The 26,935-nt window shown below is 61.7% G+C and carries 18 protein-coding genes; 5 read left to right on the forward strand and 13 right to left on the reverse strand.

What is annotated here, in order from left to right:
* Window positions 1–144 precede the first annotated feature (144 nt).
* Window positions 145–5,457 (reverse strand): autotransporter outer membrane beta-barrel domain-containing protein, encoded by a 5,313-nt coding sequence (locus DT603_RS08105; protein WP_162349360.1) that lies wholly within the window; start codon window positions 5,455–5,457, stop codon window positions 145–147.
* Window positions 5,458–5,491: 34 nt separating this feature from the next.
* Between DT603_RS08105 and DT603_RS08110 the strand changes: the two genes are divergently transcribed.
* Window positions 5,492–5,701, forward strand: a complete 210-nt coding sequence (locus DT603_RS08110; protein ID WP_162349361.1) for a hypothetical protein — start codon at window positions 5,492–5,494, stop codon at window positions 5,699–5,701.
* A 213-nt stretch (window positions 5,702–5,914) separates the two neighbouring features.
* On the opposite strand, the gene DT603_RS08115 is transcribed toward DT603_RS08110, so the two are convergent.
* Window positions 5,915–7,405 (reverse strand): S8 family serine peptidase, encoded by a 1,491-nt coding sequence (locus tag DT603_RS08115; RefSeq protein ID WP_162349362.1) that lies wholly within the window; start codon window positions 7,403–7,405, stop codon window positions 5,915–5,917.
* Between the two features lie 298 nt (window positions 7,406–7,703).
* Here DT603_RS08115 and DT603_RS08120 point away from each other — a divergent pair, with 298 nt between their 5' ends.
* The 3 genes from DT603_RS08120 (at window position 7,704) to DT603_RS08130 (ending at window position 12,619) form a co-directional block, all read left to right on the forward strand.
* Window positions 7,704–10,718 carry a sensor histidine kinase gene (locus DT603_RS08120; protein WP_162349363.1) on the forward strand — a complete coding sequence of 1,005 codons (3,015 nt, stop codon included), beginning with the start codon at window positions 7,704–7,706 and terminating at the stop codon, window positions 10,716–10,718.
* Entirely contained in the window at window positions 10,715–11,356 is a 642-nt protein-coding gene (locus tag DT603_RS08125) for a response regulator (RefSeq protein ID WP_162349364.1), read from the forward strand. The genes DT603_RS08120 and DT603_RS08125 overlap by 4 nt, the downstream gene beginning before the upstream one ends.
* Before the next feature lie 144 nt (window positions 11,357–11,500).
* A complete protein-coding gene (locus DT603_RS08130; protein ID WP_170295407.1) occupies window positions 11,501–12,619 on the forward strand; it encodes a glycerophosphodiester phosphodiesterase in 1,119 nt (372 codons plus the stop codon).
* Window positions 12,620–13,387: 768 nt separating this feature from the next.
* On the opposite strand, the gene DT603_RS08135 is transcribed toward DT603_RS08130, so the two are convergent.
* The 3 genes from DT603_RS08135 to DT603_RS08145 all read right to left on the reverse strand — a co-directional run bounded on the left by DT603_RS08135 (window position 13,388) and on the right by DT603_RS08145 (window position 16,305).
* A complete protein-coding gene (locus DT603_RS08135; protein ID WP_162349365.1) occupies window positions 13,388–14,689 on the reverse strand; it encodes a vanadium-dependent haloperoxidase in 1,302 nt (433 codons plus the stop codon).
* A gap of 298 nt (window positions 14,690–14,987) precedes the next feature.
* Entirely contained in the window at window positions 14,988–15,320 is a 333-nt protein-coding gene (locus tag DT603_RS08140) for a thioredoxin family protein (protein ID WP_162349366.1), read from the reverse strand.
* Between the two features lie 589 nt (window positions 15,321–15,909).
* Window positions 15,910–16,305, reverse strand: a complete 396-nt coding sequence (locus DT603_RS08145; RefSeq protein ID WP_162349367.1) for a host attachment family protein — start codon at window positions 16,303–16,305, stop codon at window positions 15,910–15,912.
* Window positions 16,306–16,690: 385 nt separating this feature from the next.
* Between DT603_RS08145 and DT603_RS08150 the strand changes: the two genes are divergently transcribed.
* Complete coding sequence (locus tag DT603_RS08150; RefSeq protein WP_343037736.1) at window positions 16,691–18,169, forward strand: tyrosine-type recombinase/integrase; 1,479 nt, start codon at window positions 16,691–16,693, stop codon at window positions 18,167–18,169.
* Between the two features lie 269 nt (window positions 18,170–18,438).
* Here DT603_RS08150 and DT603_RS08155 read toward each other — a convergent pair whose 3' ends face one another.
* From DT603_RS08155 to DT603_RS08190, 8 genes are all read right to left on the reverse strand, one after another.
* Window positions 18,439–19,017, reverse strand: coding sequence for a hypothetical protein (locus DT603_RS08155; RefSeq protein ID WP_162349369.1), 579 nt, complete (start codon window positions 19,015–19,017; stop codon window positions 18,439–18,441).
* A 437-nt stretch (window positions 19,018–19,454) separates the two neighbouring features.
* Window positions 19,455–19,676, reverse strand: coding sequence for a hypothetical protein (locus tag DT603_RS08160; protein WP_162349370.1), 222 nt, complete (start codon window positions 19,674–19,676; stop codon window positions 19,455–19,457).
* A 67-nt stretch (window positions 19,677–19,743) separates the two neighbouring features.
* Complete coding sequence (locus DT603_RS08165) at window positions 19,744–20,286, reverse strand: hypothetical protein (RefSeq protein ID WP_162349371.1); 543 nt, start codon at window positions 20,284–20,286, stop codon at window positions 19,744–19,746.
* A gap of 119 nt (window positions 20,287–20,405) precedes the next feature.
* Window positions 20,406–21,095, reverse strand: a complete 690-nt coding sequence (locus tag DT603_RS08170; RefSeq protein WP_162349372.1) for a hypothetical protein — start codon at window positions 21,093–21,095, stop codon at window positions 20,406–20,408.
* A 551-nt stretch (window positions 21,096–21,646) separates the two neighbouring features.
* Complete coding sequence (locus DT603_RS08175; RefSeq protein WP_162349373.1) at window positions 21,647–22,321, reverse strand: recombinase family protein; 675 nt, start codon at window positions 22,319–22,321, stop codon at window positions 21,647–21,649.
* A gap of 287 nt (window positions 22,322–22,608) precedes the next feature.
* Complete coding sequence (locus tag DT603_RS08180) at window positions 22,609–24,048, reverse strand: 5-methylcytosine restriction system specificity protein McrC (RefSeq protein ID WP_162349374.1); 1,440 nt, start codon at window positions 24,046–24,048, stop codon at window positions 22,609–22,611.
* Window position 24,049: 1 nt separating this feature from the next.
* Window positions 24,050–25,411: an McrB family protein gene (locus tag DT603_RS08185; RefSeq protein WP_162349375.1), complete on the reverse strand. Its 1,362-nt coding sequence runs from the start codon at window positions 25,409–25,411 to the stop codon at window positions 24,050–24,052.
* Window positions 25,408–26,913, reverse strand: a complete 1,506-nt coding sequence (locus tag DT603_RS08190) for an McrB family protein (protein WP_162349376.1) — start codon at window positions 26,911–26,913, stop codon at window positions 25,408–25,410. Before DT603_RS08190 ends, DT603_RS08185 begins: the two co-directional genes overlap by 4 nt.
* Window positions 26,914–26,935 lie beyond the last annotated feature (22 nt).

Consider the following 26,935-nt stretch of genomic DNA (forward strand, 5'->3'; position numbering starts at 1 on the left):
TCTTGCTCTGCTCCTGGTGTTCTTGCTCTGCCCGGAAGTTGTCACCCGAAAACAGGATGAATCCCAGCGTTCGCTGGGATGACGATCCTGAAGGTGGATGCATCCCGGACGTTGCCGTTATCGCAAGGCAACGTCCCGCATTGATCACCAGGCGAAGCGCATGCCCACCTGTCCGCTGACGATGCTTTCCAGCGCGCCGCCGTCCTGCCAGTTGGCACCGCCGAACACCGACAGGCGACCGATGTCGACGTTCAAGCCCGCTTCAACCAGCGCGTTGGTGCCGTCGGCGCTGGTGCGGCCGGAGAAGTCGTCATTGATGGAGAAGCTGTTCTCGCCATCGAACTCGCGTACGGCGTTGATCGAGGCGTACGGTGTCCACACCGCGCTGCCGCTGGCGAAGCCCTGGCGGAACATCACGCCCGCACGCACGCGTGAGGAATCGCCGCCTTCGGACTGGAAGCTGGCCAACCGGCCCGGCAAGGCCTGGATGTCGTCCACGGTGATGCGCGTGTACTGCAGCTGCGGTTCGACCTTCAGGCCGTTGCCCAGCGTCCAGGCATAACCGGCTTCCAGGCTCACCGCATCGGCGTCGCCGCTGGTGCGTATCTGGCCGACGCTGGTGTTGAGCTTGGCGTCGAAGCTCATGCGGCGATACGAACCATCGAGGTAGAAACCCGACGGAGAGATCCAGGTGGCGTAGGCGCCGACCGAATCGCCTTCTATCCGGCTGCTGCCCTGGCCTTCGCCCAGCAGGTGCTGGCGCCCGTCGGCCTTGGCTGCGAGCAGGCCCAGGCTGAACTCATCGGAGAGAGCGAAGTCGGCGCCCACTTCGGTGCCGGAGTTGCGCTGGTCGAACGCGAAGTTGCCGTCCTGGCCGAAGTTGCTGGCGCTGTGCTGCGGACTGACCACGCCGCTGTCCTGGAACAGGCGCGCCCACATGGCCACCCCACCACGGCGGAAGGAGTCGATCACGCCCATGCGCTGGCGCCAGGTACCGACCTGGCTGCTCAGCAGGCTCTGCGCACCCGGGGCGATGGTCGCTGCCAATGTGCCCGAATCGCTCAGGCCACTGACTTTCATGCCCAGAGAGAACACGTCAGCGATCGCGTTGCTGGGATCGATGGCCGCTTCCAGTTCGGTGTCGTAGGTCAGGGTAAGGAAGCTCTGGTCCGGGTCGTAGCGCACTTCGCCCAGGGCGAAGGAGCTGGCGGTGGAATCGCCGGAGACATAGACCAGAGGAATGTTCGCGTCCTTGGTCGTGGGCAGGGTCATCAGCGCCACGTTGATCTTGCTGGTGCTGCCGGAGACGACGTTGCCATTGACGTACAGCAGGTCGCTGCCGCTGTTGAGCCCGCTGACATCAAGGTTGATCGTCCCGTTACCGTCGAAGTCGCCGTTGAGGGTCAGGATGTCGTCGGCGGCGCCGTCGCGGAAGTCTATGATGCCGCTGTTGGTGAAGGCGATGGCGTTCTGTGCGCCCAGGTCGAGGGTGTTGTCGCCCGAGACCCGGATCAGCCCGCTACTGCTGAAGGCGTTGTCGAAGCTGGCCGCATCGCCCAGGCTGATGGCGGCGTTGTCCAGCAGGATCGTGCCCGCACTGGTGACGGTGTCGATGCCGGCGCCGAAGTCCGAGGAACCGGTGGCATGCCACAGGGCTCCGACGGCGTTGTCCAGCGTGTCGTTGCCCGCCTGGGTGGCCACGGCGCCGTTCAAGGTACCGGTGTTCTGGATCAGGTCGGTCGAGTCGCCGGTGCGCACGGCGATCCCGGCGCCCCCGGAGAAGGCGCTGATGGTGCCGCTGTTGACCAAGGTGGTGGCGGTGAGGCTGTCCAGCTGCACGCCCACGGCCAGGTCGGCGTCGGTGGCGTTGATGGTGCCGCTGTTGCTGAAGGCCACCGCGCCGGTGGAGGCGATGCGCGCACCGAACGTGTCGCCGCCGCCGATGAACTCGGCCTGCAGGATACCTGCGTTGCTCCCGCTCAATGCATCGCCGCTAAGGGACAGGGCGATGGCGGTGCCGCTGAGGCCCGTGGCCTGCACGACGACGACACTGTCTTCTCCCAGCACCGTGGCCACCGAGACGGCAGAGCCGAGCACGCCATTGGCGTACACCGCACCAGGGCCTGTCGCCACCGCCTGGATGCGGCCATCGTTGGCGATGTTCACCGCACCGTTGGTGGCGACGCTGACGGCGGAGATGCCGTTGGCGGTCGCCGCGCCCGTGCCTTCGCCGGTGACCGAGGCCACGACGGAGATGGAGCCTGCGTTGGTAACGGTGATGATGCCTTCGCCGTTGCTTTCGCCGTCGAAGATTCCGTAATAGCCGCCGTCGTAATAGAAAGTATCGTGCTGGGCGCCGATACCGATCGCCAGCGCGGTGCCGTCTGCATAGACTGCTTCGGCCGATACCGTGATCGATCCAATATTGGTCAGCGCTATTTCGCTGACGTCTTCGTCAAGTGAGCCGTAGGTAGAGGCCATCATGCCCGCCGCCGTGGTGGCCCAGCCTTCCAAAGTCTGGCCTTCGGGGGTATAGCCTTCACCCTTGGCCGACACGGTGATGATCCCGGCGTTGGTCGAGTCGATGTCGCCGTAGTCGCCGACCGTCAGAATGCCCGCAGCAAATGCGCCACCCGAATAGTAGGAACCGTAGCGTTTCATCTCCGTTGAACTGCTGGAATGGACCGAAGCGGAAATCGTGCCGGCGTTGACGACAGTGATATCGCCCGCATAGTAGCCGTGGTAGTGGCCGTGCCCACTGGCTGCCAGGATGCCGACGGCCGATCCGACGGTCGCGCCGCTGAAGCAAGCGTAGGCGAACGCAGCAGAATCGCAGGTTGCAGCGGTCGCCTCCGCCACGATATCGCCCGTGTTCTCCACGACGAGGTTATTCGTGAAACTCGTCGCCAGCACACCCATCGCCTTGACGCCACCGCGGAAATCGTCTTCGTTGGTTCCGGCATGATTGATTGCCGAGATGGAGCCGCTGTTGCTGATGACGAGGTCGCTGCTGATCGGCGTGCCTCCAGTCAACAACAGGTTATTGAAGCTTGTGGCCAGCACACCGTAAGCAAAGCCGCCTGCAGCCAGCGTCGTCACGTCTCCGGAGTTGCTTACGTATGCGCCCGACTCATTATCGGAAAACGTTCGGATCCCTCTGGCGCCTTCTTGCGCCTGGACCCAGATGTCTCCGGTGTTGTCGACGATCGCACCGTTGTTGGGGCTGTTGTACGAGTAGTCTTCCGCATAGCGGGAGTTGGGTGCACTCGCGAACACGCCTGTGCCGGTGCTGTGCAGACCTTCGCTGACGAGCCTGATATCTCCCGAGTTGCTGATTACGGCCTGCTGGTATTGTCCGTCCGCCTGCATTCCATAGGCAGCCTGCGCAGCGAGGATGGTGATGGCTCCGGAGTTCACGACAAGAGCGTCACCCGCGCCATCAGGGATGTTGTTTCCGGTAATGGTATTGGAGTTGTGCGGCGCTCCCGCGACCCCACGCATTCCTACGGCCAAGTCCACGTTGAAATAGTTGGTGTTCTCCTTGGCGGCCATTTCAATCGTGATGTCGCCTGAATTGACTAGACTCGCGTTCGAAGCGGTGGACCAGGACAACATGCCAAAATTAACGGAGTTGAGGCCGGAGGAGAAAATGTCGATAGTGCCGGAATTTTCCACCACCGAATCACCACCGAAGAAGTAGTTCATCGTGCGGATGCCGTACGAATTGTGCTGGGACGTGACGTCAATGCTTCCTGAGTTGCTTACATCGATTCCGGCCGCATTCAAGGACGTTGCCGCAATACCAGTACCTGCCGGGATTGTCGCCGAGCAGTAGCAGTTCCCGGTCTGGATGACCTTGATCGAGCCGGCATTGTCGACTGATGCACGGAAATCGCCGTAGGTGACCTGTGCTTCGATACCGAACGCGTTGAGTCCCCTCACCAACAACTGCCCCGTTTGCGAGTTGTTTACCACTACGTCGCCATACGTGGCCACGGCAATGATGCCCTTGGCGAGCCAGGCGCCGCCGACATCGACGATGCCGCTGTTGTTTACGGTGGTCCCGGCGTAGCTGAAGGCCTGGAGGCCCCTGATCGTATTGATATCTTCTACCCGGCCCAAGAGGATTTGATTTTGCACTGAAAGATGCCCGGTGTTCTCCACCGTCGCCAGCCCGGTCGAGGAGACTGCGCTCAGACCCAGTGCGTTACTGAACAGTCGAGCGGCGACGGCTACGTCTCCGGTGTTGGTGACGCTGGCGTCGCCGCCCGAGGCCAACGCCCTGATGCCTGCGCCGTCACCATAGATCGACGAGGAAACGATCCTGCCGTCGTTGGCAACGCTGGCGTTCCCGTCCAAAGCTTGCGCAATGAGCCCCGTCGAACTTGAGTAAGGGTCAAAGCTCACTCCGACGGATCGCACGTAGCCGGCTACCCCATTGGTGATGGAGGCATCGCCGGTTTGCGCCACGGCAATGGCGGCGATCGTCGCGCCCGAATAGGAACCGGCCAGCAGGTAGCCGTTGTTGACGATCGTGCTGCCGGTACCGGAGTAGGCGGCCATGCCGATGACGGTGCTCTGGCCTACACGGCCGATCAGCTGGATGAAGCCGGCGTTGTCGACCGAAGCGGCGCCGTCGACCGAATCGGCCTGCATGCCCACAAGATCCTCGGTTCCGGAGGTGTAGCCGAAGATGGAGCCGGTGGCGCCGTTGCTCACGCTGGCGTCGCCCTCATAGGTCGACGCCAAGGCGCCGGTGATCGAACCAGCGGTCGAGTGGACGGTGATGGTGCCGCTATTCGCGATGTCGCTGCCGAGCAGGCCGGAGGCCTGGATGCCAAAGCTCTGATCCTCGCCACCGAAAGCGGTGATGGATCCGGAGTTGTCGACACTGGCGCTGCCGTTGGTGGAAGACGCCAGTACGGCGATGCCCTGGTAATAGGTGGCGTTGGCGGTGATAGAACCGCTGTTGGTGACAGTGGCATCGCCGTTGTAGGCCTGGTCCAGCACGCCGATGGCCGCGCCATGTACGGACGTGGCGGTAATCGCGCCTTCGTTGGAAAACGTTCCAGCGCTGGTCGCGAAGCTCAGGATGCCGATGGCATTGCCGTCCTGGGCGGTGGCGGTGATGGTTCCCGTCGCCAGATTGTCGATCAGGACATCGCCGCCGCTCGAATAGGTGTTGATGGCGGTAACGTCGTAAATGCCCGCGCTGTAGGCGAAGATCTCACCGCTGTTGCTGATCGAAATATCGCCGTTGGCGTACACATCCAGGGCCATGGCGCCATCGGTGGTGACGTTGGTGGTGATAGTGCCCTGGTTGTCAATGGTGGCCGAGGTGGTGCCGAACACCAGCATGCCGCTGGCGCCGTCGGTGGCGATGTCGGCGAAGCTGGTCACGCCGACAGTGCCGCCCCAGGTCGCTTCCACGCCCGTCTGCCCGGCCAGCGGCGTCACGCTGGTGGGCTCTTCGTCGCCGAGGACCAGGGTCATGTCCACCACCGGCACGACCGGCCCATCGGGTGCCGTGGTGAAGAACTCCCCATTGCAGGACAGTGTGTTGGGCGCGGTCATGTCGCAGGTGCCGGCGAGCGCGCTGCCGCTACCCATCAGCGCAAGCAGGGTGCCGGAAACGGCCAGGACCGAGCGAACGGCGCCGGCGATCGGGGTGATCGCCAGACGTTTCCGGCGAGCCGAGTGACCGTTGCCGGAAGTGACGCCCACGTTCGCTGCTGACTGCTTCATTGGTTCGGATCTCGAATAATTAGGTGAATTCGGATCTGGCGCGCTCTTCTCGAATGCGGCCAGGCTTGCAGAAGAACATCACTTTCATTGACGACAGGCACGGCTCGCCGACGTTTCCCGCAACGTCGGCGCCAAATCGCTGAAGCCGGTGGGTCAACTGTCCCTACGATCAGCGGATCGTTAAGGTCTTGCTTCGGCTTTCGGTGTAGTCCGCGTTGTCCGTAACGGTCTCCGTTACGGTATAGACGCCACTGCGTGGATATACATGCGTCGGCTTGGCTACGCTGGATTTCCCGCCATCGCCGAAATCCCAGGACCTGCTGACGATCGAGCCCGAGTTGCTTGTTGATGTATCGGCGAACCTTGCGATCAGCCCGGTGCTGGTGGCGGTGAAGTCCACGAAGACCGGACCATTGATGGTGTTGAATGCCCTCGAGAACAACAGCAGGTTGGGCGAACCCGACGCATTGGCCACCTTGTTCCGGCTGCTGGCATTGAGGATCGCGGCCGTGGTGCGCGCCGGGGTCGCATTGGGCTCCAGGGCGAGAAACAGCGCGGCGGCGCCCGCCACGTGCGGTGAGGCCATCGAAGTGCCGTCGAGGATGTTGGTCGAATCCGGAGTCGTGTTGCCGGCCGACTTGATGCCCACGCCAGGGGCGAATAAATCCACGCAGCTTCCGAAATTGGAGAAACCTGCGCGGGCATCGGTAGCGCTGGTAGCGCCGACCGTGATGGCTGCGGGGGCTCGGGCTGGCGAAAAGCCGCATGCGTCGGCGCCGTTGTTTCCGGCGGCGACCACGGTCACCACGCCGGAAGCGACCAGCCTGCCGATGGCATCGTCCAGCGCCTGCGATGCGCCACCACCCAGGCTAAGGTTCGCCACGGCGGGATTGACGTGATTGGCGGCAACCCAGTCGACCCCTGCGATGACCTCGGAGTAGGTGCCCTCACCACCGCAACCGAGCACCCGCACCGGATGCAACTGCACTTGCTTGGCGACGCCCCAGGTGGCGCCGCCTACGGTCCCGGCCACATGGGTGCCGTGGTAGTGACAGTCCACGGTGCCGTTGCCATCGTTCACGGCACTGAAACCTCCACTGACACGGCCGCCGAAATCCTTGTTCGCCGGGTAGATGCCGGTGTCGATGATGTAGGCATGCACCGTGGCGGCGGTGGTGACGTAGGAATATGCGTTGTCCAAGGGAAGGTTGCGCTGGTCGACGCGGTCCAGTCCCCAGGTCGGCCGGGTCTGGGTCTCCGCTATGCGTACGACGCCGTCTTCCTCCACGTAGGCCACTCGCGGATCGGCGACCAGGTTGGCAAGCGACTTGTCCGAGGCTTTGACCACGAAACCGCGCAAAGCCGCGTCATAGGACCGCAGGACACGCACGCCGTAGCTCCGGCCCATCTGTCCGGCGACTGCGCCGGTGCTGGGTTTCCGCGACGTCTCCAGCTTGGTCCCGGATGCGGATTCCTTCAGCACCACGATGTATTGCCCAGGCACCGGCTCCTTGGCGAACCGCAATTCGCCCGCCGCGGCCGTGAACGACAACGACAGGGCGATCGCCGCTGCCAGCGCGCAAGAGCGAATCCCCTGCCCGGCGGCATTCGTGTGCACTTGTCCATTGGCGCGGAAACGGCGTGGTGTGGTGGCGGTCATGTGGGTTCCAGGTAAAGAGACGAGGGGCTGATGCATCGAGGCCCGCACACTATTCCACCGTCCGCCCACAGGCACATCACCAGAACGAGTGGTGGCTCCGCTTGCCGATGTCCACTCACTACAAAGAGTAGTACTGGAAACGGACGTGGCGCGTTAGCCTGCTTCCTGCGTGACGAAACGGAGCGTCCGCGCCCGGATTTCCCATCGCATCCGTTCCCCCACCACACCAACTGCCATCCGTTCGGCCGGCTATATACTCGCCGTGCTGCCGAGGCACCCCGCTAAAGGCGATGTTGCGATGACCCACTGGCTGACCCATCGACTGCCGTTACTGGCATTGGGGCTGCTATGTCTGGCCGGGACGATTCAACCCGCCAGCGCGCTGGATCCGCGAAAGGCCCTGACCCAGTACGTGCATACCGTGTGGCGCACGGACGATGGCTTGCCGCAGAACTCGGTCACCAAGATCCTCCAGACCAGGGACGGTTTCCTGTGGGTCGGCACCCAGGCCGGACTGGCGCGCTTCGACGGCGTGCGCTTCACCACCTTCGACCACACCAATACGCCGGTGTTTCGCGACGACTTCATCTCCGACCTGGTCGAAGACCGCCACGGCACGCTGTGGATAGCCACTTGGAGCGATGGGGCCTTCACCTACCGCGACGGACGCTTCGCGCGCGTGGCCGGGATCGGATCGCGTTCGGGCATGAGGCTGGCGGTCGCTGCCGACGACAGCATCTGGATCGGCGGCCACGACGGCTTGAGGAAAGTCCGCAATGGCGTCGTGATCAAGGCGTACACGATGAAAGACGGTTTGCTCTCCAACGAGATCAGGGGCATCGTCGTCGACAAGGATCGTTCGGTCTGGTTCGGCAGCCTGGCCGGGCTGCACCGTCTCGGCGACGGCAAGATCCAGACTTTCACCAGCAAGGACGGCCTGCCCAACAACGAAGTGACCAGCTTGTTCAAGACCGCCGACGGCGTCCTGTGGGTCAAGACCCGTAACGCGGACATCGCACGATGGAGCCATGGCCGCTTCGAACCATGGAATATCGAAGGCGTCGCCGGCGGCACCGTACGCGACGTACTTGTCGACCGGGATGCGAATTTCTGGCTGGCCAGCGGCAGCGAAGGGCTGTTGCGACACAGGGAACGGCGCACGAGCCGGTTCGATGCCGCCGACGGATTGAGCAGCGATGCGGCCACCTGCATGTACGAAGACCGCGATGGAAATCTCTGGGTCGGGACCAATGCCGGCGGATTGAACAGGTTCCGGGATGGAAGTTTCACCACCTACGCGAAAGAAGAAGGTCTTTCGGCCGACCAGACCACTTCGGTGCTGCAGGATCGCGCCGGCGACATCTGGGTGAGCGCGATCGATGGGCTCAACCAGTTCCATGGAAACGGAATCCGCAACCTCAGGAGCACAGACAAACGGCTGGATACCTGGTCGATGTGGGAAGGCCGCGGCCCCGCTCTGCTGGTCGGTACGTCCAGCAACGGCGTGCTGGAGCTGAAGGACGGAAAGCTGGCTCGGAAGTTCTCCGCCCGCCAAGGCGTACCCGCTTACCACGTCAGTGGCATCCTCTCCGACGACGCCGACAGCATCTGGGTGGCGACGCGAGGAGGCGGCCTTGCGCAAATCGCTGGAGCAAAGACCACCCTGTTCACCCGGGCGCAGGGACTGAACAGCGACAGCCTGTACGCGCTGGCGGATGCTGGAGACGGATCCCTCTGGATCGGAAGCGACAACGGACTCAACCGCCTCAAGGACGGCCGCATCGGCAACCACTCGAAAACCGGTAATCTTGCTGGAGCGGTAGTCATTTCGCTTTATCAGGACAGCAGGCGCGCACTGTGGATCGGGACCTTCGGGCGAGGACTGTTCCGCCTGGAGAATTCGCGCCTCACCCAGTACACGACCCACCAGGGACTACGGGACGACACCGTCAACAGTATCGTCGAGGACGCCAGCGGCAACCTGTGGGTCGGCACGGACCACGTGATCGCGCGCCTTCCGCGGCAAGGCCTTGATGCTGTCGCCGCCGGCTCGCTCGCATCGCTGACGCCCACGGTGTTCGGCAAGGCCGATGGAATGAAGAGTGCCGAAACCACCGGCGGCACCCATCCGTCGGCATGGCGCGCGAGGGATGGCCGCCTGTGGTTCCCCACCAACCGGGGCGTAGTGGTGGTCGATCCCTCGCAACCCTCGTTCCCGGTAGCTGCGCCGCGTGCGCGTATCGAGCAGATGTTTGCTGACGAAGCCTCCGTCGACAACGCGCAGGCGGTATCGTTGCCGGCAGGAACGCGCCGCCTGGAGATCCATTACACCGCTCCCAATCTTTCCTCCCCCGAGCGCACCCAGTTCCGCTATCGGCTGGACGGCTTCGACGACGAATGGGTGCAGGGCGGCACGCAGCGGGTGGCCAACTACACCAATCTCTCGCCCGGGCATTACTCGTTCCGGGTGAGCGCCCGAATAGAGAACGGAGCCTGGGATCCGCAGGAAGCCACGCTGGGTTTCGACCTGGCCCCGCAGTTCTGGCAGACCTGGTGGTTCCGCCTGTTGTGCGCGCTGGCAGCGCTGTCGGTGATATGGGCCATTTATCGCCTGCGCGTCGGCTGGCTGCATGCGCGGGCCGCGGTCATGGAAGAGCGCCAGCGCATAGGCAGCGAAATCCACGACAGCCTGGCCCAGGGACTGAGCGGCATCATTTTCCAGACCGAGGCCGCGTTGCTCAGCATGCCGCCCGGCATCGCTTCCACACGGGTGGTATCGGCACGTGAGCTGGCCAAGAGCAGCCTGGACGATGCCCGTTACTCGGTGTGGGAACTGAGCCCTCCCGTGCTTGACCAGAAGGATCTTTCCGAATCCATCCCTTCGATGGCCAGGCAACTCACACATGGCCAGGTGGACGACCTGGAAATCAATTTTTCCGGCAAGGCCTGGGCGACCCGTCCGGAAGCCAACCATCATTTGGTGATGATCACCCAGGAGGCGATTTCGAACGCCATCCAGCATGGTCATGCCCGCAAGATCGTCATCAGGCTGGCCTACGAGGCCAATGGCCTGCATCTGTCGGTGGCGGACAACGGCGTGGGATTCACCCCGGTCGCGGCCGTCAGCACGCGCGAGCGCGGTTACGGCATGAGGAACATGCGCCATCGCGCGGCGGCGCTTGGCGGCACGCTGGATTTCTTCAGCGAACCGGGAGAAGGCACGCGGATCTCCCTGCGCGTTCCCAGGGCGGGAAAGTTGGAGAAGGCATGGCGCCTGCTGCTCGGAAAATCCATCGCAAGGGTAGAAGCATGAATGCGCTTTCCAATATCAGGGTGCTGGTGGTGGACGATCATCCGCTGGTCCGCGACGGCATCAGCGCGATCGTCGATCACCAGACCGACCTGGATGTCGTCGGCCAGGCCGCCAATGCCGCCGAAGCGATCGCGTTGTTCGAATCGCTGGCCCCCGACGTCACCCTGGTGGACCTGGGTCTTCCCGACATCGGTGGCATCCCCTTGATCGCGATGCTGCACGCGAAATCGGCCACGGCCAGGTTCATCGTGCTGACCGCCAACGCGGGCGGCGGCGAGATCGCCAAGGCATTGCACGCCGGCGCGCATGCGTATCTGTTCAAGAACGGACCGTCTGCGGAACTCCTGACCGCCATTCGCGCGGTCTCGGCCGGCGGCAAATACCTGTCGCATGCGGTGGGGCATCTCGCCGATTCGGTGGCGTCGCATCCTGGATTGACGGCCCGGGAACTGGAGGTGCTGACCTGGATCGTCCGCGGCCACAGCAATTCGCAGATCGCCAACGAACTGGGCGTGGTGGAAGACACGGTCAAATCCCACGTCAAGAACATACTAATGAAGCTGGGGGTCAGCTCGCGCAGCAAGGCCGCTGCGTCCGGCCTGCAGCTCGGCCTGGTAAGGCTGGACGCAGGGAGTTAGGTCCGGTCGCTCCCCTACCGCCTTTTTGCCTCTCGAAGTGTCGCGTCCCAGGACACGGGACCCGAGTGCGGCAACCGGCAATGCGTGGCCATGATTGTGTAGCCTTCCCAGGGCAGACTGCGGTATCCAGACCAGGCCGACCTCATGTTCACCCTCACGCGCCGGGCGGTCGTGCTGCTGATATCGCTGCAGCCCATTGCCGCCGCCGCCCTTGACCCGATTGCATCCATGGCCTCGTCCACCCCTGGCACTTCCTCTCCTGCGTCTGTCATCGCCCACCGCGGCGCCAGTGCGCTGCGACCCGAACACACCCTGGCCGCCTACGCCAAGGCGATCGAGGACGGCGCCGACGCCATCGAGCCCGACCTGGTCAGCACCCGCGACGGCGTGCTGGTCGCCCGCCACGAGAACGAGATCAGCGGCACGACCGACGTGGCCGACCACCTGGAATTCGCCGCACGCAAGGCCAGCAGGGCCATCGACGGGGAAACCATCACGGGCTGGTTCACCGAGGATTTCACCCTGGCGGAACTGAAGACGCTGCGCGCGCGGGAACGCCTGCCGCAGCTGCGGTCCACGCATTACGACGGCCAGTTCGAAATCGCCACGCTGGACGAGATCATCGACCTGGCCGCGCGCGAGTCCGCAACGCGCGGACGGTTGATCGGCCTGGTTCCGGAGATCAAGCATCCCAGCTATTTCGCTGGCCTCGGCCTGGCCATGGAAGACAAGCTGCTGGCCGCGCTGGACGCGCATGAATTCACCCGCCGCGCGCCGGTGACCCTCCAGTCATTCGAAACGGCCAACCTGCGTGCGCTGCGCCACACCCTGGGTCAGAACCATCCGAACATCAGGCTGCTGCAATTGCTGGGTGACAGCGCCGAACAACCTTTCGACGCCGTGCTCGCCCAACAGGGCACCACCTACGGCGACCTGATGGAACCCGCTGGACTGCGCCGGATCGCCGGCTATGCCGATGCCATCGGCGTACCGGTGAAAAACCTGGAGCTGCGCGGCGACGCCGGCAGCCCACGCAGCACGCTGGTCGAGGCCGCGCACACGGCCGGATTGAAGGTGGTGGCGTACACGTTCCGGCCGGAGAACCATTTCCTCGGCGCCAGCTTCAAGGGCGACGGCGAGGCGGCGGCACGCAACGAGGCCGGCTCCATTGGCGAGATGCGCGCCTGCCTTGCCGCCGGCATCGATGCGCTATTTACCGACGACCCCGCCCTGGGCCGCCGGGCGGTGGATGGGGAGCCCTGACCGGAGGCTTGGCCTTGACGGCAATATGAATCCGCCTGGCGTTGTTGACCCGCAGGCCCTGTTCGCCGCTCACGCGTAGCCGGTACCCGTGTCGGATCCCAGGGGAGGAAGTCACCTCGCCATCGGGTCTTCCCCTCCCTTGGAGATGGGACCCTTCCATTGGAGTCACGGACCCTTCCGTTGGGGTCGCGGACCCTTCCGATGGGGTCGCGGACCCTTCCGTTGGGGTCGCGGACCCTTCCGATGGGGTCGCTGACCCTTCCGTTGGAGTCGCGGACCCTTCCGTTGGGGTCGCGGACCCTTCCGATGGGGTCGCTGACCCTTCCGATGGGGTCGCTGACCCTTCCGATGGGGTCGCGGACCCCTCCGATGGAGTCGCGGACCCTTCCGATGGACTCGCGGACCCTTCCGTTGGGGTCGCGGACCCTTCCGATGGGGTCGCGAACCCTTCCGATGGGGTAGCGAACCCCTCCGTTGGGGTCGCGAACCCTTCCGTTGGGGTCGCGGACCCTTCCACTGGGGTCGCTGACCTCTGCGCTCGCGCCGACACCCGACAGTAACTCGCCACCGGCTGCGCGACCTGCCGGACTCTCGGGGAGCCTGCGCGGCAAGGAGCTGGCAGCGGACCTGTACCGCTCCCGGGAGCTGCGTGCAGTCCGGACTGAGGATGGATGGACGCGCCCTTTCCCCAACTGCGCGCTCCCGCCCACCGCCTGCCTGCAGGAGGACGCTCCTGCAGGCAGGCGACCTGGGTCGCGACCACTTCTGTCAGTGGCGACTGGCCCGCAGTTGCGTCAGGTATACGAACTTGGCCACCCGGCGGCTCTGTTCCACCCCGACCTCGCAGCCGAAGCGGAAGTGGATGCCGCCGTAGACGCGGGCGTCGACAGAGTCGGACTCGGCATCTGACAGGCGGGTGTAGGAACGCGGAATGCCCGCGGCGGTCAGCGAATAGGGCAAGCGGTCGGTGCCGAAGTAGGACCGCATCACCTGTACCCCCGCGCCCATCGTGCTGGGCAGTCCGCAGGGATAATCCGGATACGGCGGAGTGGTGATGTAGGAGGTGAAGCCGGGGTCGGGCTGGGTGAGCGGATTGCCGTCGTTGGCCCAGCGGATCGCGGTGTACGGACGCCAGAAGTTGTAGCGGTACTTGGCCCCGAAGGTGGTGATCAACGCATCGTTCACCGCCATGTTGACCAGCGCGAACAGGCGCGCGTGCTGCCAGCGATCCAGCCCCTTTCCTGCGACAACGGCACGGGCAATGGCGTTGAGGTTCGCGCCTCCCCCTGGGAAATAGCGGGCGACCTTGCTTTCCTCCGAATCGGGCGCGGCGTTACGAACGGCGAAGGAACCCATCAGCTTCACTTCGTTGTATTCGTCGGCGTAGGCCTTGCTCCTGAGGTTGAGCTCGGGGGCGGGGCCGGGAGCGAACTGGCGGTTGTTGATGATCGCGAACGGCTTGAGGTTGCCCCAGTTGCCGAACTGCGGGTAGGGAGCCGGCGGCGGCGGTGTCGGCAGCGTGGGCTGGTAGACCCCCGGACCTGGCGCCAGCGTGTACGGCAGGTGCGGAGTGGCCGAACCATCCAACTGCCGCCGCTGCACGATGGCGGCGGCGGCGGCCTCGCCCGCTCCGATGCCTTGGCCGACGCAACCCGGCGCGGAGGCCGGACAAGCCGGTAGCGCGGCGATGGCGGCAGCGTACTGGGCGTCGATCAAGGAGAGCTGGCTTGGAATGGTCGCGCGCAGCACGCCGGCGGCGGCGGCGGCGACCGCCGCATCCGGTGAGGCGTGATGGCTGGCCGCGCCGAGCGGCGAATAGGTGCGATAGCGCCGGTCGATGCTGTTCAAGGCATCGTGCACGGCGATCTGGGTCATGGCCAGTACGCGGTATTGCTGCGGCGGGGCCCCCGCACCGGCAATCACGGTATCGGCAAACGCGCTCCAGTCGGTCACCGAATCGGCGAAGGCCGAGCCCGGCAACACCAGCAGCAGGGCGCCAGCCAGGGGCCAGCGACGCGGAAGTTCACGAATGGCCCGGCGCATGCCGGGCACTTTGGTTTTTGTTTTCATGATGGTTTCCACTTTGGACGGGGGATGCGCATGCGGGCGTCCCAGCCCGGGCACGCAACCGGTCCAACGACCCTCTGCAGGGAAGGCGGACAGATGCGGGTGGAAATCCGGTGGAAACCGACCGGCGGCGCGGCAGGACCGTCATGCCTGGACCGACGGGTGAAATGCAAAAAAGATCCTGGTGCACCGCAACGTGCGGAGCCACCGACGGAACCGAAATGAAACTGGAAATGTGGGCCACGATTCCAGTGACAGGTGCAACGGCGGTTACACGGGCCGTGGCAACGCCGGAATACGATCAGTGGGACGAATCGATGGCCTCCAGCATTCCCGCCAGGTCGCTTCGCTCGCGTGGCCGCACCGCGCGTGCGATCTCCACCCCATCCTGCAGCAACACCAGGGTCGGCCAGAGCTTGACCCTGAAGGAGCGCCCGAGCGGCCTGCCGCGTCCATCCTCCACCTTGATATGAGTGATTGCCGGCTGCGAACCGAGGAGCACCTGCAAGGCCTCCTGTGCAGCGATGCAATGCCCACACCAGGGCGCACCGAACTCGATCAAGGTGAGGCCAGCCATCGCGTCCACGCTGCTGCGTTCCGGCTCGGCCGCGGCATACGCCGATTGGTAGGTCATGGGGCTAGCCGTCGCACAGATGCGAAAGCTCCAAACCCGCAATCGCCAGGCATCGACTCCACTTCGCCGCCAACGGACTCACTATTTGTCGTATTCATGATCCTCCCGCCTCGCCGGCGCGCACTCGGGCGTTTCGCCCATGCCATCGAATCTGCGGCACCCGCGGTTAAGCGTGCGCGAAGTGGCATTCACCCCGCTCATCGCAAGCAGCAACGGATACTTGCTGCAGCGAACACCGCCATAGCCAATACAGTTCCCTGCGCACGCATACTTGCAGGAGCAACGCAATCACGCCCTTCCCTAACACCAATCACTCGCCATGCCACGGCAGAACCTGTAGGAGCGACGCAAGTCGCGAAGCTCCGGACAATCAACCGATCCGTGTTTCACGAAGCGCGATTCGCGTCCAGTTGACCGATCCGGTGCGCCTGCTGTCGCTGCATCTGCAAGGCCTGCCACGCTGCCGGCGCAATCCTTCGCGCGCTCATAAAAAAGGGCCGGTTTCCCGGCCCATTCCCCAGGCGTCAATACCAACCCATTGATGCCGGTGCGCCTGACCATAAGGCCAGGCACAGCTTGCAGGGTGGGGTCAGGAAAGCGCCTTTTCTATATCCTCGATCGCCGCATTGGTGAAGGTCTTGCCCAGTTCCAGCACCATCCGCTGGGTGGCTTCCTTGTGCAGCAAGGGGCGCACGCGGCCCAGGGTGATCGGGTCGGCCACCAGTACCAGGTGTTCGTAACGCTGCTTCAGCGCGCCTTCGTTGAGGCTGTGCGCCAGCTGCTTTGCGAAGGTCGCCTCGTCCAGCTGCTTGGGATTGGATCCGCCCGGCATGCTGCCTGCGGGGCCATCGACATTCACGTTCATCAATTCGTGCAATTCGACCTGCTTCAGCGAAATGGACTGTTCGTCTCCGGTATTGCGGAACACCCGCGCGCCCTCGCCGTCTGCCACTACTACCATTGCGCCATTGGGAATCTGGTTCATCGTGTTTCTCCTTGCGTGCCTGCTAAGGCACCGGATGTTTCGCATGCGAAATTGGATGCGGCCGGGTTGCAAGGTGGCGCATCGGGGGTTAACCGCCTGCGAAGTGCGCGTCACGCGCACCGCTGGCACGACGGACTTTCTGAATGCATGAGAGGTGTTCGTACAGTGCGCGGCGCAACGAAGAAGACACACAGCCTCTTGCGGGCGCCGGACTCGCCACTAGGAGCCGCCAAAGAAAAAGCCGCCCTTGCGAGGCGGCTTTTCTGTTTCAACCTGGTGCCGGAAATAGGATCCTGACAGATTCGACCCTAAGCCATTGAAGCCTTGAGTTTATTGGGTTTCACGGGTCAAACTGTACCGGATAACTGTACCGGAAGGTCAAATCTTGAGCGCTGATCGTCACCTGAAAAAACGCGGAGAAACTTACTTCGCACGTCTGCATGTTCCGCTGGGGGCACAGCGAGCAGTGGGCATGACCGAAAAGGTCAAATCACTGAAAACGAGGGACGTTGTAGAGGCGCGCAGGAGGCTGATTAAGGCGCTTGCTGTAATGCAGACGGAGATCGACGAAGCGCTGGCGTCACCTATCAAGGGTAATGCTGAGGTGCTACTGCAGCAAGCGCAACAGCTACGCCAGCAGATGGAGCTGGGAGCTATCACGGCGCGTGAGGCTGAGGTCACGATGGACGCGGCGCTCGACCTCCTGCTGTTCAAGGAGGAGCGCCTGCGTGGTCTGGAGGAGACGACCGAAGAAGAGGTAACGACCGAGAAAGGCAACCTACAGACTGTGCAAAGTGGTGGTCACCCACCCCTATCTCCCGCGGATATCGCCACGATCCGCCGTTCGTTCGATGTTGTCGCAGGACGTAGGGAAACCGCGCTTGCGCTGTTGATGGAGGCGCACCTCGCAGAGTTGAAAAAGGACGGCGTGGTCCGAGCCTCCACGCGAATAGAGAAGGAACGCAGGATCGGAGACTTCGTCGTGTGGTTCGGTGGCAACCGAAGCTGGAAGGAAGTTCGGCGGAGCGTTGCAGTGGACTACCTCAAACACCTCAAGGGCAAGGAGATCGGGAAGAAAGGATCGGGAGAACGGCTATCGCGTTCCTCTCTGGTCAAGTGGCTTTCAGACCTCCGGGTATTCTTCAAGTGGATCCTCGACCATGAGGATGCAGACACTCGACCGTTGAACCCCTTCCACGAACTGCAACCGGCCAAGGATGTTCGCGGAAAGCTCCCCGCTCATCGCCCATGGAGAAACGAAGAGGTCGCAGCGATGCTTGAGGGTATCCCTGCGGGTGATCCTCTATGGCCCCTTACAGTGCTTGCAGCGTACTCGGGCGCACGCCTAGACGAACTGGCCTCGTTGAAAGTCTCCAACGTCGATGGCGATTCCTTCATGGTCACTGAGGGTAAGCGGCAGGCGTCCGTGAGGCGTGTACCGGTGCATCCGATTGTGGCCCCCATGGTTGCGCGTCTGGTGGAGTCCTCTGCGGACGGCTATTTGATTCCGGGTCTACTGCCGGGCGGATACGACAACAAGCGGAGCCACCTGATTGGCAAGCGCTTTGGCTACCTCAAGGGAAAGCTGGAAATAGGAGACGAGAGGCTCGTCTTCCACTCGTTTCGGAACACCGTTGAATCTCAGATGCTTTCCCGTGGCGTTCCTCTGGAGCGGGCGCAGTTGATCGTCGGCCATGAAAATCTCGGATCGTCTACGCCCTATGTGGACAGGGGTAGCGTGCAGGACGTGGAGAACCATAAGGCGCTAGGGCTGATCTCCTACGGAAAAGTAGATTTCTACGTCTCCGAGGGTGGCGCGAAGGTGGCTGTAACGGTCAAGGCGAAGGCCCGAAAGCGGAAGTAGATCCGCTACCGAATGGACATCCATTAGCAGGCATTTTATTCACTGCATAAAGGTGCTTTGATACTCCCCACGGCCGCCCCTCACGTCAGCAGGGGATCACTTCAGGGGAGCCGAAACACCATGCGCATCGAACTTGAACTGTCCCGCTCTTCGCTCTGGATCAGCATCGGCAAGCGTCACCTATGGTGGTCTCTCGGCGACGGCCCGCAGCTGGGCCGGGAAGGTTAAAAAAAGACCCCCTCGCGCTGAGGGGGTTTTGCTTTGTGGGATCAATGCGGCACGTTCGCTGCGGCCTTCGCTTCTGCGGCCTCTTCTATGTCGGCGAGGAACTCCTGCAGGAAAGCTGTTCCTCTCGCCTTACGCTCTAGACGCTGCGCTTGATGTGCTGCCACCACTTCGGCGGGATCTAGACTAGGAAAACAGGAACGCGGGCGCGCCTTGCCAGCGCGGTGAGCGTGGATAGGCATGACGCATGGGCCGTTGTAGTCCGGATCCTTCTCGGGCAGCTTGGTATTCCTCAGGACTTCGATCCGCTCACGAAGGTCTGCGGTCTCCGAAATCCAGGCGGCGCATAGTTCGCATCCGGTCTCCGCTTCCCGCTTCGTACGGGCGATGCTCTTCAGCTTACCGTCCGCTTCGTCACTCAATAGCGGAGTGCCGGGGTACGCCATGCGGTAGGCGCCACTCTTGTCAGCGTGCAGGGCATCCAATCGGAACAGGAAGGCTTCCAGTCCCTGCTTTGCGCGGCGCAGTCGAGAGATGGTCTTGCGGCGTTCCAGTGCGGCGGGGTCGGTGGCCACAGGCGTGGCGGGTTTGATAGTGGTTCGGCAGGCGAGAGGCTTGCTCATGATTTCTCTCCTTGGAGATGGGTTCGATTGAATGTGTCTAGGACACGCTGAGAAGCACACCTCACGGGATCCGGAGGTATTCCAGGACGGTGGCAAGGGCATACCCCTAGTTGCCCCGTGAGGTGTTACTCCCAGAGGCCTTCTAGGCCAATGTCAGACACCGCAGACCTTCGCCCGTGAACTGCCTTGCTTGGAGGCGCGCGCCAGCACTGTGCGGAGGTAGTCGCCTCCCTCACTGCCGGTCAGGACAAGACGGAGGGACTCATCCACTGCAGGGCGCAGGTAGGCAGGCACTGCCCCATCCACCTTCACTGCTTCCCGAAGGTACAGACAGGACGGCTCGCGGTAGAGCGTGGTGGTATGAGATCGATCAGGATCCAGCGGGCAATACGGTGCGCTGCAGGTAGCGAACTTGGGGCATCCTTGCGGTGACATGATCAGTGGCTCCGCGAATCGCCGGATGGCTTGGCGAAGGGGTGCGACTTGATCAGTGCATCCAGTGCCATGGCGAGCGTTACTCGCCTACCGGTCTCCGTGGCGATCTTTGCCCGGAAGGCGCGGATGGTCAGCAGGGCGAACAGGGTGAACGTGAGGTCCATTCGCTGCAGCTGCTCGGGCGGTGCGTTGCGGGGGCTGTGATAGGTGGGCTGTGTTTCCATGATTGCTCCAGAAATGAGAAGGCCTCCGCGAGGAGGCCTTGGGGTGTGACGTGAGGTAGTGGTGAGGTCAGCCGCTCACGCCAGCGCGGGCGGCGATCTGCTTCGCTCGCCGGTCGACCTCTGCCTGTTCGATCAGCTTCTGCGCCTGAGCCTGAGCGGCTTGTTCGATTCGCGCGCTGGTTGCCGCGCGCGTCTTCTTCGCTTCGGCCTGCATGCGCTCTGCTTGTGCGCGGACCTTCTGCGCTTGGATCAGGGCATGGCGGCGGTTACCGTACTTGTAGACCATCAGCTCTCGCTCTCGGCCCGTGTACCGCAGAATCGCGTTCCCTTCCTTGTCGTAGCCGCTGAAGTCTTCCAACTTCGCATTGAGCTGCTGCAGCTCTCGCTCCAAGCCTTCAGTAAGGCTCTCGGGGCAGACGGTCAGCATGTAGGCCTCAAACTCTGCCTCTGCAGTCGGAGACTGGTCATTGCTGGTCCGGACCTTCAGGATCCCTTGGGAACCGTCTGGGTAAAACGCAAGCACTTCGGTCTCGCTTACGTTTTCCGAAACGCTCACATTGCCGGGACGCGGGGTGACCACGATGCCGCCGTTTGGGGTGTTGTTGCTCATGCGTTGTTTCCTTTATTGCTGCGCCCATAGGAAAGTGCCCGCTGCGGCGCAAGAACAGCGAACACGGTGAAACCTCCTGAAAGAACCAGGCGGCGGGTTGAGGTGGTGGTGAGGTGCGGCTAGAGCGGGTTGCGCTCCAGCGCTTCGCGGATGGTCATTGCTTCTGCAGCGCGCTCTGCGTCGATCTGCTCAACACGATTCCAGAACAGAATGGCTAGGCCTCCGATCTTGGAGGCCAGTGCACGCCCGACCTCTTCGGCGAGGAGACCGGGCAGGCGTACCTGCTCCAGCTTGCCGCCGCTGGTCCGGTACCAACCTAGCGGCACCGTGCGAAGCCAGCGCGAGCCAAGGCAGGTGAAGTGGACGGCATCATCTGTGAACACGTCCCGCACGCCGACATAGCGGAGACCGTACACAGCGAGGATGTTGAGGAGCATCCCTCGCCCGGTCGCCCCTCCTTCGTTCAATCGTCGCCAGTGTTTTGCATACCGCTCGGGCACGGCGCCGGGACTTGCGATCATCCGTTCCAAGGTCTGCTCTGCAGCGACGATGGCGGGATGCTCGCCTAGGCCATAGACGTCTAGCGCATAGGCGGCTCTGTCCCGATACGGATTGATCTCCTGCACTCGGGGCAGGCGTCCCGTTGGGTTGCGGGTGCGGTAGAAGGCGCTGGCGTGTCGCAGGCAGTAGCGACTCATTGCGCGGCAGGTGCGGGAGCATCCATCGACCGCACATTCATGGCCCTCGTGTTTGTCGACTCTGGGAGCGCGTCCCGTCAATCGGGCAGCGCGCCGGGTGGCGTAGTCCATAGGGGATCCTTGGGGTGGTCTTGTGGCTTCACCTCATCCACGGCAAAGCGGCCCGGGAGGAGATCCAGGCGGAGGCGTGAGGTGGATTGGAGGTGCCCCTGCAGGGAGAAAAAAATCGGCAGGACGCAGAGGGGTAAAAAAAACTGGCAGGACGCAGGGAGAGACACTGCGGATCCTGAGGAGTCCTTAGGTGATCTTTGGGGGATATCTATACCTAGTACCTAACAGAACACCTCAAATAGGAAACCCCACAGGGAAGCTTTAGGTACCACCTCAATACACCTTGAGGTAATCCTAAAGTTCTCCCCCTTACCCCCTCATGGGACAGAGGTCTCAGAGGTCTGTTCTCCGATGGTGCCCCCCTATCGATCTTCCGATGGTCAGCAGCAATCCGCAGGGGAGACCTGAGGAGTGCTTGGGTGCGGCTCTGCCTCACTGAAATCCACCCTTCGGCGACTCTGGTTCTCCGATGGTGGCCCCATACCTAATCGACACCTGCCGTATGGCTGGGCAGGTACAGAGGGAAGAGCGGGCGCAAACCGCGCAGACCCTCAGGCAGCGAGCCGGTCCAACAGGTTCCTAACGCTGCTCTTGTGCCACTGCTTGCCCTGCGGCGTTTCGATTCCCCGCGAGTTGAGCGCGTCCGCTATGCCTCCCAGACTGGTCACGCCTCCTGCCCTCAGGTCATCCACAATCGGCCCAAGGTCAGCCGCACGGGACTGTGCCCGGATCCTCACCGCAGCCACGGCTGCAGCATTGCCCTTCCCTGCCCTACGGAGCGCTGCGGCCCCGTTGGGGTTCCCTAGCCTCGTGCCTCGCACCTTCGCAGCAGCGAGCGCTTCCTTCGTACGCCGGGAAGTCGCGTCGCGCTCCCTTTGGGCGACGATGGCTAGGACGCCCACAGTGGTCTCATCGGCGTTCGGGAGATCGGCTGCGGTGAAGCGTGTCCCCGTCTTCTGCAGTGTCAGCAGGAAGGCAGCATCGCGGCTCAGGCGGTCCAGCTTCGCGATCACCAACGTGGCCCCAGTGACCTTGGCCAGCAGCAGCGCACGGGCCAGCTCTGGGCGGTCATCACGCTTGCCGCTCTCCACCTCAGTGAAGGAGTCCAGCACCCTGCCACCAGACTGGCGGGCGTAGGTCTCAACGGCTGTACGCTGCGCTTCCAATCCCAGGCCGGAGCGTCCCTGTCGCTCTGTGGAAACACGGTAGTAGGCGACAAGCTTCATGGGTACAACTCCCCGCAACGGACGTTAGCCCGTTTTGTACCACCAGCCAAGCTAGTGGTCAACGGGCGCTGGAGGACAACAGCCTCAAGGCATTGCGGCGCATCCTGGGCGACTGGCAGTGTCAAACGGCTAACCGGTAGACGACGCAGCAAGGGCCTCGATATAGCCTTGGTGACGACTCTAGGGGGCGCCCGGGGGAATCTGGGAACGCCTGCTCTTATCGAACCCCTTCACATTTTTTCGCAAAAACGGCTATCACGCGCCCACAATCTTTGAGCAAACTTTGCTTACGCGGTCACCGGCAAGGCAGCCGACAGCTGCAACCGGTTCCAAATGCTCCCTACCTCAGCGATCACTGGCGCTTCAAGGTTCCAAGCCAACAAGGTGACAATCACTTGAGACTCGCTGACCTCAATCGTCCTCGATAAATCTGGCACGCTCTGCAAAGCTGGATATACAAGTGCAGTCACACATCCAAGAACTGGTTTCCTATTCGCTCTTGCCCTATGGATCACCTCAAGACCATATGCTGTCGCTTGATACATATCCTCAGGCCGCAACCTGACAGTCCTTGTATCGGTAATAGAAACGAGATCATCAGCTTCGGAGGAGCCGTAGAGGAGACGTTTCCATTTCGTGTCAATCACTACCGGGTAACGAGTCTCATCGCCCGGCACCCATACGTCAGGAATCATGCGGGTTGATCTAATAAGACGACGATCCGGCGGGCAGTCTTTCGGCGTAGATAGGGTGATTATCCACTCTTCATGCCGACTGGCGTCAGGCTTGATAGACCTCAGCGCATTGAAGAAGGCAAGCTCATAGACCTTGTTCATATCGAGCGTGATCGCAATAGATCTTATGTCGCCCGACTTGCTGCCGACATGTACAGAGCTGATTACCATCTCGGCCAACTTCAGGGCGTCCGCATAATGTCGCTGGTTGCCTGCTAACCGATTGCGCGTCGACGCGCTCAGATCAGGACGCTGAAGTTTTACTGCGTGAAACTGTGTGTCCAGCACCCGTAACCGCTCGGCCAGCACATTACCGTTCTTCAGCGTATGCGCAGCGAAGATGCCAACATGATTTGCCCAACGCAGTACACGGTTAAGCGGATTATCAAGCTCTAGAGAGGGAAACTGACAAGGCACGACATGCGGCCTGCCCTTAGCAACATTCCTCAGCCATGGACCCACAAGAAGCCGACCCTTCACACGATTCTTCAGGTCAGCAGTCAGGCGCTGATGCGTGTTCCGCAATCCCCCCAACGCTAGGAATCGTCTTAGCGTTTCTTCGTAGGCCGCAATCGTCCATTCTAGGAGCGACTCCTCTAACGATTCCGCGACATACGCTCCACCAAGACTCCATCTTGGCAACATGCCGGCCAAGGCGCCAAGCTCAAGCATGCGAGCAGTTCCTACTTTCGGAACCACCCGCACGAGGCAGCGCGTCCCGTCCGCCGCGTTGATAGAAACGAAGCCCACGTTGCTTGATGTTTTTATTACGAGCTTAGTAGCGCCAGTTGCATCCTTACGAATATCGAGCCTCAGCAAATCAGCAACTAGGGCTGAAGAGAGAGCTTGCGAAACTGACTGGAGGTCGCTGAGCGCGCTCTCGTTTTCGATCGGGATCGACCTTGTCTCATGCTCAACGAGCTCAAGAACAATGCCCTTCTCGCCGTCTTTTTCCGAGGCACCAAGAGCAGTTAGAAGTGGATGCGGAACCACGCTAACTTTCCAAGGCTTGTCTGATTTCTGATCTAAGCTTTGCCGCGGCTTCTCGCTGATTCAACATGTTCAAAGTTAGGTTACGGAAAGTGAAGGTTCCTTGCTCCCTCAGGCCCTCCTTCTCGTACTCCAGGAGTATCGGAAATACTTCAAAAGCAACTCTACGCGCGACCTTTGCCGCCCACTCTTCATCATCAGGCGACGGCGCCACAAAGAGTGCGGCGTGCCCTACCTTAAGTCTGTCTGCGATACCGGAGTTGATTTGTTGGAACAACTCCAAGGCCACCTGCTGCTTCGCCGAATCACCGGCATACCACGCCTCTAGATCCTCTGTTGAAGCGGGAACATCGATAAACCGAAAGCGTCTCCGAATAGCGTAGTCGACAAGTGCTATAGATCGATCTGCAGTGTTCATTGTTCCAATGATCCAGAGGTTGGGAGGGACCGCAACCGTTGGACTTAATCCAGATCCTTGGTACTGCAAACGAACTTCCGTGCCTCGGTGACCCGGATCGATAGCGAAAACGAACTCGCCCAAAATGGCGGCGAGATTTCCTCTATTTATCTCGTCAAGTACCAGTATTACGGGGCCTTCTCGCAGCGCTGCTACCTGGCACATCTGTGGGAGAAGTCCATCTTCAACCCTAAGCTGAATCTGGCCATCGTCTCTACTTACGGGAACCACCCGCCTCACCAGGTCATCGTAAGAGTATCCAGGATGAAGTTGTACAAACTCCCATACCACCGGCGGAGTGTTACAAGCATCTTTATCAGCCAGAAGAAGCTCCATGCTCCCTTTCTCTGACGCAATCCGACCGAGCCTGCATTCAGCCGATGTCATTCCACCCGACTCGGCCAACTGTCTAACTAGCTCAAGCGCAATGCTCGACTTGCCGGTTCCCGGCGGCCCCTGCAGCACGATGTTGGGCGCGTGCTTAAGACTTTCCTTCAGAAACTCCACTCCGAGAGGCGGCGCGTTCCATTCGCGTCGCGTAAACGCAGGCCTCGGTACCAGATGGATGTTTGCGCCGAAGGATGTAGCCAAAGCTTTGGCCGTCAGACTGTCCTCATACCCGACAACATCTGCCCGCTGATCTGCACTATTTGGCTGGGCTACCACCAATACGGCCTCCGGGAATGGAAGCGCAAGAGTGAGGCGCCTAACAGCGCCGCTTGCCGCGATGTCCGGTCTATCTTGAGCTAAAAAAAGTCCAACCCGCGTTCGTGCCGCCGTAGGCTTGCAACTGCCTTCCCAGAGGCCGTTCGCCTTTATCTGCGTGCCAGGCCTACTCTTGACTGTTACTTCACCCAGCTCGACGCCGGCTGCATTAGCTACCGCCCTCTTGAGCTCAAGTTCGTTCATGAGCCGCTCTCATCACAGAGCCACGTCGTAAGCGAGTCCCTGACCGCATTCACTGGTGAAGCCAAAAGATCCATTTCGCCACTCTCGACACCTACTGTAACGTTGCCCAAGGCCATTCCTTCCTCTCTATACTCCTCAAGCAAGGGCCGCAGGTTGTTCACGAGCAGCGACGCGAAGCGCTCACCCCATTCGGAGACCGACAGCTTCTCTTGATCGGGGACTAGAAAGTAAGACTGTCCAGGCTGAAAATCTTCCTGCTTTACCGATTCCATAACCGCGTCGAAAACCTCCGCTGCCTTCGCAGCCCTATGAGGAGTCGCACTATAGTGTTCAAGCACAGCATCTCGAGAAGGTTGCATACGCAGGAATCTAAACCGGCGACGCACCGCGAAGTCGAGCATCGCTATTGATCTATCTGCGGTATTCATCGTACCCAAGATCAAGAGATTTGCAGGGACACTCAAGCTGTCGGTTCCACCACTTGGCGCTTTGTACTGAAGTCGAACTTCCTCGTCTCTATGCGCCGGATCAATGGCGAAAATAGTCTCACCGAGTACGGCGGAAAGATTGGCCCTATTTATCTCGTCAATAATAAGCAGCGTCGGCTTGCCTTCGCGGATGGCGGCGACCTTACATATCTGAGGAAGAATGCCGTCGACGCTCTTGAGGGCGAAACCCGGCACATCAGGGTCTGTTCTCATTCCGCGAACAAACTCTTCGTACCCGAAAGATGGATGCAGCTGAACAAAATCCCAGACAAGCGGCGCGGCTAGCAAGATGTCTACGCTGTCTTCAACAAGGTTCCCCGAGAGCAAGCGATCCAGACGCAGATCTCTTGCATTGCCTCCTGCTAAAACATTGGCTGCCAGAAAGGCGGCGCGAGTCTTTCCGGTCCCCGGGGGACCCTCCAGGACGACGTTACGAGCCTCAAGCAAATGCTCCACTATCTCTCGGGCTGAGAAGGGCGCGTCAGCCCCACCGTCCTCAGGACTTCCCGTGGCCGGCTCTTCCGTAAACGAGGATGTAGCCCGAGTTGTGGCTGCTGGGTCGGGCACCTTTACTATCGGAAAGTTGCCTCCGGTCTCGCTCTTCAGCCGAGCTCCGATGGAAGAGTGATCATATTCGACTACTTCATGGATGGCCCACTGCCCACCACCGAGGTCCGCTCCAATGACAACAGCTTCAAATCCGCTGTCGGGTCTCGGGTTCAACCGGTCGCGAGCAGCTTGAATGACGATCTCAGCGTTACTCGACTGATCTAAGAACACCATTACGTCGTTCTTCTCGGAGACGCTCTTCCCCTGCCAGAACTGATTATGCAACCCGTTGTTCGTGAGCTTGGCTACATAAACCGATTTGGGCCGCTCACCGCCGACCAACTCATTTATAGCCTTAGATAGATCCGCCTTGGCTGAGCTCGACGCTGGACCGTCGCCCCCCTCAGCGTAAGCTGCGGCCTCGTCCCAAAACTTTGAGAGGGTTGTCTTGTTAGTTTCTGACATCACTTTAGCCCCGTGTGAGCAC

The sequence above is a fragment of the Pseudoxanthomonas gei genome (assembly GCF_010119615.1).
Classification (GTDB): Bacteria; Pseudomonadota; Gammaproteobacteria; order Xanthomonadales; family Xanthomonadaceae; genus Pseudoxanthomonas_A; species Pseudoxanthomonas_A gei.